Here is a 7,397-nt window from a genome sequence, read left to right as displayed (position 1 = left end):
GCAGGCCGCCGCCAGCAACTCGCCGACGAAGAGCTCGCCGTCCAGCTACGCGCCGAGGCGCTCGACGTGACGCTTCCCGGCCGCCGTCGCGCGGGCGGCGGCCTGCATCCGGTGAGCCGGACGATGGAACGCATCGAGGCCATCTTCTCGAGCATGGGCTTCGACGTCGCCGACGGCCCCGAGATCGAGAGCGACTGGCACAGCTTTACCTCGCTCAACAATCCGCCGAACCACCCGGCTCGCTCGATGCAGGACACCTTCTACGTCGACATCAATGGCGAGGATGGCATTCCCTACAACCTGCGTCCGCACACCAGCCCGATGCAGGTGCGCTACGCACACCAGCACATCAAGAAGTACGCGGCCGAGTTCGCAGCCGCGGCGGCCGACGCCACCGGCAACGTCAAGGCGCCGGAGATCCGCGTGATCGCCCCCGGACGTACCTACCGGGTCGACAGCGACGCCACGCACTCGCCGATGTTCCACCAATGCGAAGGCCTGTGGCTGGGCGAGAACGTGAGCTTCAAGGACCTGAAGGTCATCTTTACCGACTTCTGCCGCACCTTCTTCGAGACCGACGATCTGGTGCTGCGCTTCCGCCCCAGCTTTTTCCCCTTCACCGAGCCCAGCGCCGAGATCGACATCCAGTTCCAGACCGGTCCGCTGGCCGGCCGGTGGCTCGAGGTCTCGGGGTCGGGCCAGGTGCATCCGCAGGTGGTGCGCAACATGGGCCTGGACCCCGAGCGCTACATCGGCTTCGCGTTTGGCATGGGCCCGGACCGGCTCACCATGCTGCGTTACGGCGTGAACGACCTGCGCCTGTTCTTCGATGGCGACCAGCGCTTCCTGACTCAATTCCAGTAAACAGATAGAACGAGAACGCGAGATGCAATTCCCCGAGTCCTGGTTGCGCGAGTTCTGCAACCCGCCCATTGACAGCGAGGCGCTGGCCGAGACGCTCACCATGGGTGGCTTCGAGGTCGAGGAGCGCCGGCCGGCCGCGCCCCCCTTCAGCAAGGTGGTGGTCGGCGAGATCAGGGAGGCTGCGCCGCACCCCAACGCCGACCGGCTGCGCGTGTGCCAGGTCGACGCGGGACAGGGAGCGCTGCTGAACATCGTGTGCGGCGCCCCCAATGCGCGCGCAGGCATCAAGGTGCCCCTTGCGCTGGTTGGTGCCGAGCTGCCGCCGGGCGAGGACGGCCAGCCTTTCCACATCAAGCTGGGCAAGCTGCGCGGCGTCGAGAGCCAGGGCATGCTCTGCTCGGCGCGCGAGCTCAAGCTCAGCGATGACCATGGCGGCCTGCTGGAGCTGCCGTCCGACGCGGCGGTCGGTGCCGACGTGCGCGAGCTGCTGAAGCTCGACGACACCCTGCTCACCCTCAAGCTCACGCCGAACCTTGCGCACGGCCTCTCCGTCTACGGCATCGCGCGTGAGCTCGCGGCGCTGACGGGCGTGTCGCTCAAGACGCCGCCTATTCCGCCGGTGGCCTCCGCGGTGCCGGACAAGCTGCCGGTCAACGTCCAGGCCCCCGACCTGTGCGGCCGCTTCTCGGGCCGCATCGTCCGCGGGGTCGACACCAAGGCCGCCACGCCGGCCTGGATGGTCGAGCGCCTGGCGCGCTGCGGGCAGCGCAGCGTGTCGCCGCTGGTCGACATCTCGAACTATGTGATGTTCGAGTACGGGCAGCCCAGCCACATCTTCGACCTGGACAAGATCCGCGGCGGCCTGGTGGTGCGCTGGGGCAGGGCGGGCGAACAGCTCAAGCTGCTCAACGGCAACACCGTGACGTTGGACGAGAAGGTCGGCGTGATCGCCGACGAGCGCAGCCAGGTCGAGTCGCTGGCCGGCATCATGGGCGGCGATGCGACCGCTGTTTCCGACGACACGCGCAACATCTACGTCGAGGCCGCCTTCTGGTGGCCCGAGTCCATCCAGGGCCGGGCACGCCGCTTCAATTTCTCGACCGACGCGGGCCACCGCTTCGAGCGCGGCGTCGATCCGAGCCGCACGGTGCAGATCATCGACCGCATTACCCAACTGATCGTCGAGATCTGCGGTGGCCAGCCTGGCCCGATCGACGACCAGACCTTGCGCCAGCCCGAAGCCAGGCCCGTCACGCTGCGCGTCGAACGTGCCGCGCGCGTGATCGGCATGCCGCTGACCCAGGCGCAGTGCCGCAACGCCCTTCGTCGGCTGGGCTTCCCCGTCGAGGAGGGCGAGGGCACGCTGATCGTCACCCCCCCGCCGCACCGCTTCGACCTGCTGATAGAGGAAGACCTGATCGAGGAAGTTGCGCGCCTCGTCGGCTACAACAACCTGCCTACCGTGCCTCCGCTGGCGCCGATCACCGCCCGCGTGCGCGCCGAGTCGCAGCGCAGCAACTTCGGCGTGCGCCATCGGCTCGCCGCGCTGGGCTATCAGGAGACGATCAACTTCAGCTTCGTCGAGGCGCACTGGGAAGAGGAGCTCGCGGGGAACCCCAACCCGATCAAGCTGCTGAATCCGATCGCTAGCCAGATGAGCGTGATGCGCTCCTCGCTGATCGGCTCTCTGCTCCAGGTCCTGAAGTTCAACCTCGACCGCCGCGCGCCTCGCGTGCGCGTGTTCGAACTGGGGCGTGTGTTCCTGCGTGACGATACGGTCGTCACCACCGACAGCACCGTCAAGGGCGTGCATCAGCCGATGCGCGTGGCCGGGCTGGCCTGGGGCGACTCCGAGGCGGAGCGTTGGGACGGCAAGCCGCAGCGCACGGACTTCTTCGACCTCAAGGGCGACGTCGAGGCGCTGCTGGCGCCGCGCGTGGCCACGTTCGAGGCCACCGAGCATCCGGCGCTGCACCCCGGCCGTGCCGCTCGCGTGCTGCTCGACGGCCGGCCTGTCGGCGTGATCGGCGAGCTTCATCCGCGCTGGCGCCAGCAATGGGAGTTCCCGCAGCCCCCCGTGCTCTTCGAACTCGAGCTCGATGCCGTCATCGCGCGCCCGGTGCCTGTGGCTCGGCCAGTGCCCAAGCACCAGGCGGTCGAGCGCGATATCGCCGTGGTGGTGGCGGAAGCCATCACGCACGATTCGCTCATGCGCACCATCCGCGCAGCCGCCGATCCGGCCCTCCTGCGCGACGCCGTGCTGTTCGACATCTATCGCCCACCGGTGGCCAGAGAAGCGCCTGTCGGCCCTGGCGGCCTGGCACACGGCGAGAAGAGCATGGCGGTGCGCCTGCGCTTCAACAGCGACGCTGCTACGCTGACTGACGAGCAGGTCGAGGCGGCAGTCGCCGCGATCCTCGAACAACTGAGCGCGCGGCTCGGCGCGCACCTGCGGGTATGAAGCTCATGGATTTCACGCTGGAAGCCCTGGAAACGCCGGCACTGACCAAGGCGCACCTGGCCGATCTCTTGTTCGAGCAGATCGGCCTCAACAAGCGCGAGTCCAAGGACATGGTCGAGGCCTTCTTCGATCTGATCGCCCGCAGTCTTATCGAGGGTACGGACGTGAAGATCTCCGGCTTCGGCAACTTTCAGATCCGCGTCAAGGCGCCGCGTCCCGGACGAAATCCGCGCACCGGCGAGGCCATTCCCATCGGCGAGCGGCGCGTAGCCACCTTCCATGCCAGCGCCAAGCTCAAGGAGCAGATCCAGGGCAGCGCCGGCGACGAGGGCTCGCAGGAAGTGGAATGGAACCTCGGCACCGAATAGTTCTTGGCCCTTGTGCCTGCGGTGGAGTAATCTCTAAGGTTGTTCTCGCACCGCCTTGATTTCAATGGAGAAAACGCTCCTGCCGCCCATCCCCGTCAAACGTTACTTCACGATCGGTGAGGTGGGCGAACTTTGTGGGGTCAAACCGCATGTGCTGCGCTACTGGGAGCAGGAGTTCACCCAGTTGCGCCCGATGAAGCGGCGCGGCAACCGCCGCTACTACCAGCACCACGAGGTGCTGATGATCCGCCGCATCCGAGACCTGCTGTACGACCAGGGGTTCACCATCAGCGGGGCGCGCAACAAGCTGCAGGAGATGGTGCAGTCCGAGCGCGATCGCCGCAAGGCCGGCGAGGTGCCGCTCGAAGGCCTGGAGGCAGTCGAGATCGACCAGGAGGAGTTTGATGCCGCGCTCCAGGAAGACTTCGATGCGTCTCGCAGCGCTGGCCCGGCCGTCGAGCTGCCGCAGCTGCTGCGCCTGAAGCGCGAGCTCTATGAAATTCGCGAACTGCTCAGTCCGAACCACTGAAAGCCGCAGGCTATAATCACGAGCTTCGGTGTGTGGCGCAGCCTGGTAGCGCACTTGCATGGGGTGCAAGGGGTCGAAGGTTCGAATCCTTTCACACCGACCATAAGTAAAGACAAAGGCCGCTAGCAACATACAGCTAGCGGCCTTTTTCATTGGGAAATCGGGCGGTTGGCAGACAGCAACGTACAAGGCGCGACATTGACTGACAGCATCAAACCGGGGAACATTCCGGGGAACGAACCGGGGTAACGGCCCCAAACCGAGGAATTGTTCCCCGGTCGCCCCTCGAAAGAGGTGTTCCCCGGTTGGAGTGTTCCCCGATGCTCACCGAGGTCCAGTGCAAGAACGCCACCTGCCCGCCTGATAAGAAGCGCCAACGCCTCACGGACGCGGGCGGGCTGTACTTGGAGGTGAGCCCCGGAGGCTCTAAACGGTGGTTCTGGAAAACCTACGCCGATGGCAAGGAGGGCCGTCTCGCGCTGGGTGGCTACCCTGATGTGACCTTGAAGGGCGCGAGGCTGGCGCGAGATGCCGCCAAGAAGGACCGGGCCGCTGGTGTCAACTTGGTGCAGGCCCGCAAGATCGCCAAACTAAAGAGCGAGATTGCCGAAGGCGACACCTTCAAGGCCACGGCGCTGGAGTGGTTCTGCAAGAACAAGTCTCGCTGGAGCAGCCACTACGCGATCCGCGAGCAACGGAACCTCGAGAAGGACCTGTTCCCTTACTTCGCCGAGCGCCGTGTCGGCGAAATCGAGCCCATCGAGTTGCTGTCGGCCCTGCGTCGGGTGGAGGAACGCGGTGCGCTAGACGTGGCAAGCCGGGTATTACAGACCGCGCGGGCGGTCTGGCGCTATGCCATCGCCACAGCGCGGGCATCCCGAGACATCACCGCCGATCTCAAGGGCGCGCTGACTCCGCACAAGAAGCGGCACTTCGCGGCCATCACCGATCCGAAGAAGCTGGGCGAACTGCTCCGCGTCATCAGGGGCTACCAAGGCGGGCCGATCGTGCGTGCGGCGCTGCAACTCGCACCGATACTGTTCCAGCGTCCCAATGAGCTGCGCGGCGCGACCTGGGCGGAGATAGACCTCGAGAACGCACTTTGGACCGTGCCCGCTGCCCGGATGAAGCGGCGCATCGATGGAAAGGAGAACGGCGACCCGCACCTGGTGCCGCTGCCCACGCAGGCCGTTGAGATTCTGCGCAAGCTCCACCCCATCTCCGGCCACGGCGTGATGGTGTTCCCCGGCGAGCGAAGCCACGATCGACCCATCAGCGACAACACGCTACGCGCGGCGCTGCTTACCCTTGGCTACGGCCCGACGGTCCAGACCGTTCACGGTTTCCGCGCCACAGCGCGCACGCTGCTGGCCGAGGTGGTGGAGATCGACCCCCTGGTGATCGAGGCGCAGCTCGCGCACGCCGTGAAGGACGCCAATGGCCGCGCCTACAACCGCACGCAATACCTGAAGCAGCGCGCAGACATGATGCAACGCTGGTCCGACTACCTCGATAAGCTCGCTGCTGGTGCGGACGTGATCCCATTGCGGCCGGCGGCGTGATGGCTGGTCAAGCATTCGGCCCATCCCAGCTCGTCCGGATGACCGTAGAGGAACTGGTGCGGCTCGTCGACAACACTGAATGCGACCCACTGACCTGTGAGCTTGCCGGCCGCCTGGCGCAAGCACTTGACCGTCTTCGGCACCTCCGCCGGCCTGGTCGCCCCAAAGGGACGACGACGAGGGAGTGGACGGAGGAGCGGCGGACGCGACACAGGACACATCAAGAATTAGCGCTAGGCATCTTGCCCAGGCTCCATGACAGCATGAGCAACCATGACCTGACAAGGCGCCTGGCCAAGGAAGCCAATACTAGCCTCAACGCCGCGGGGAACGTCATTCGGAAACTGGTCAGAGACGGGGCGTTTTCCGTCGAAGGACAGGGGGCGCAGAAAGTCCTCACGCGGGCATTGATCTGATATTTCCCAGTCACATATTTCCCACTTTCCACTTATTGACCCCCTCTAGGGTTTCGTCTTTTCCTGACCGACCTCGATAGTTGCGCCCTTTAGCACGCGGCACGGGCCGCCAAGGATGGGCAGCAATGGCAATGTGGAGAATCGAAGCGACGAAGGCTTTTACCGGCCACCGCTCGCACGCAAGCATTTACACGCAGATCCGGGAGGGGTTGTTCACAAAGGCAGTGCCGATCGGCGCCCGTTCGGTGGGCTGGCCATCGCACGAAGTGGAGGCCATTTCCGCAGCTCGGTGCGCTGGTAAGACTAACGACGAGATCCGCGCGCTGGTGCGCGACCTCCACGCGCAGCGCCAGCAAGCGGCGCAGCCCGGCCCGGCGCAGCACCTCAGCCAGCTGACCGCGGCGATTCTGGGCGCCGCGTCGAAGGGCAACCAGAAGCTGGTAGCGGAGTACGCCGCAGCGCTGGCTAGCGTCGCCGAGAAGATGGCCGCGTCCGCCACAGCCGGCGAGGTAGCAGCCTGATGTTTGCGTCAGCCATCTTTGCACCCGCGGGCCTCGAGCAGCACCCGCTGTCCGCGGCTTTCCCCGCAATGTCGCCGCAGGACTTTGACGCGCTGCGCGACAGCATCACAGATATCGGTGTACAAAACCCGATCACCATCTACGAGGGCATGGTCCTCGATGGCTGGCATCGCTACTGCGCCGCGCTCGAGTTTGGCCAAGCCTGCCCGACGCAAGACTTCGGCACCGACGATCCAGTGTGTTTCGTCAAGGCGCAGAACAAAGCGCGCAGGCACCTGCCGATTGGCGCATGGGCACTGATCGAGGTTTCGTTGCGCAAATGGAAGCCCGCGCATCGCCCCGAAAAGCGTGAACTCAGTTCACCCTTTCGAGCTAGCAACAAGGACATGGCAGACGCCGTTGGCGTCTCCGAGAGGACAATCCAGCAGGCCAAGACCGTCCACACCAAGGCCGCGCCCGAAGTTCTGGAGGCCGTGAAGCGCGGCGAAATTGGCCTACCCAAGGCCGCTGCCATCGCCAAGCTGCCGGTCGAGGAGCAAGCCGCAGCCATTAGCCCGCCGTTGGTAAAGCAGGCCAAGGCGCTCAAGGCCGTCAAGGAGCCGAAGGCTGCGCCACCAGCTGCAAACGACGACCAGAGGTATGCGTCTGGCCAAGTCACCTTGCCGCCAAGCGGGCG

8 protein-coding genes and 1 tRNA gene are annotated in these 7,397 nt (G+C 65.5%); all 9 read left to right on the top strand.

The genetic code is table 11. The features are described from left to right. Nucleotides 1-864, top strand: an 864-nt coding sequence (pheS, locus tag APY03_RS07235; RefSeq protein WP_232324184.1) for a phenylalanine--tRNA ligase subunit alpha, incomplete at its 5' end; no start/stop codon positions are given. A gap of 22 nt (nt 865-886) precedes the next feature. After that, nucleotides 887-3,325 carry a phenylalanine--tRNA ligase subunit beta gene (gene pheT / locus APY03_RS07230; protein ID WP_068675337.1) on the top strand — a complete coding sequence of 813 codons (2,439 nt, stop codon included), beginning with the start codon at nt 887-889 and terminating at the stop codon, nt 3,323-3,325. A gap of 5 nt (nt 3,326-3,330) precedes the next feature. Beyond that, on the top strand, nt 3,331-3,693 hold the full coding sequence (locus APY03_RS07225) for an integration host factor subunit alpha (protein WP_443082800.1): 363 nt from the start codon (nt 3,331-3,333) through the stop codon (nt 3,691-3,693). Nucleotides 3,694-3,757: 64 nt separating this feature from the next. After that, nucleotides 3,758-4,222 (top strand): MerR family transcriptional regulator, encoded by a 465-nt coding sequence (locus APY03_RS07220; RefSeq protein ID WP_068675333.1) that lies wholly within the window; start codon nt 3,758-3,760, stop codon nt 4,220-4,222. Nucleotides 4,223-4,248: 26 nt separating this feature from the next. Continuing rightward, nucleotides 4,249-4,325, top strand: a tRNA-Pro gene (locus APY03_RS07215). A 217-nt stretch (nt 4,326-4,542) separates the two neighbouring features. Next, the gene (locus tag APY03_RS07210) at nt 4,543-5,784 is read left to right on the top strand and encodes a tyrosine-type recombinase/integrase (protein WP_068675331.1); all 1,242 of its coding nucleotides are present in this window, start codon (nt 4,543-4,545) and stop codon (nt 5,782-5,784) included. 263 nt (nt 5,785-6,047) lie between these two features. Continuing rightward, nucleotides 6,048-6,200: a hypothetical protein gene (locus APY03_RS41275; RefSeq protein WP_157103387.1), complete on the top strand. Its 153-nt coding sequence runs from the start codon at nt 6,048-6,050 to the stop codon at nt 6,198-6,200. Nucleotides 6,201-6,331: 131 nt separating this feature from the next. Next, on the top strand, nt 6,332-6,721 hold the full coding sequence (locus APY03_RS07200) for a helix-turn-helix transcriptional regulator (protein ID WP_198161221.1): 390 nt from the start codon (nt 6,332-6,334) through the stop codon (nt 6,719-6,721). After that, a partial coding sequence (locus tag APY03_RS07195) for a ParB/RepB/Spo0J family partition protein (protein ID WP_068675325.1) occupies nt 6,721-7,397 on the top strand: 677 nt, incomplete at its 3' end. The genes APY03_RS07200 and APY03_RS07195, both read left to right, overlap by 1 nt.

The organism is Variovorax sp. WDL1 (assembly GCF_001541225.1).
Lineage (GTDB): Bacteria > Pseudomonadota > Gammaproteobacteria > Burkholderiales > Burkholderiaceae_C > Variovorax.
This window is presented reverse-complemented; position numbering and strand designations above follow the sequence as displayed.

What these genes read in the sequence shown, in the direction of transcription:
- APY03_RS07200 (WP_198161221.1), top strand. Translation starts at nt 6,332, where the DNA reads ATGTGGAGAATCGAAGCGACGAAGGCTTTTACCGGCCACCGCTCGCAC.
- pheT (WP_068675337.1), top strand. Translation starts at nt 887, where the DNA reads ATGCAATTCCCCGAGTCCTGGTTGCGCGAGTTCTGCAACCCGCCCATT.
- APY03_RS07225 (WP_443082800.1), top strand. Translation starts at nt 3,331, where the DNA reads ATGGATTTCACGCTGGAAGCCCTGGAAACGCCGGCACTGACCAAGGCG.
- APY03_RS07220 (WP_068675333.1), top strand. Translation starts at nt 3,758, where the DNA reads ATGGAGAAAACGCTCCTGCCGCCCATCCCCGTCAAACGTTACTTCACG.
- APY03_RS07210 (WP_068675331.1), top strand. Translation starts at nt 4,543, where the DNA reads ATGCTCACCGAGGTCCAGTGCAAGAACGCCACCTGCCCGCCTGATAAG.
- APY03_RS41275 (WP_157103387.1), top strand. Translation starts at nt 6,048, where the DNA reads ATGAGCAACCATGACCTGACAAGGCGCCTGGCCAAGGAAGCCAATACT.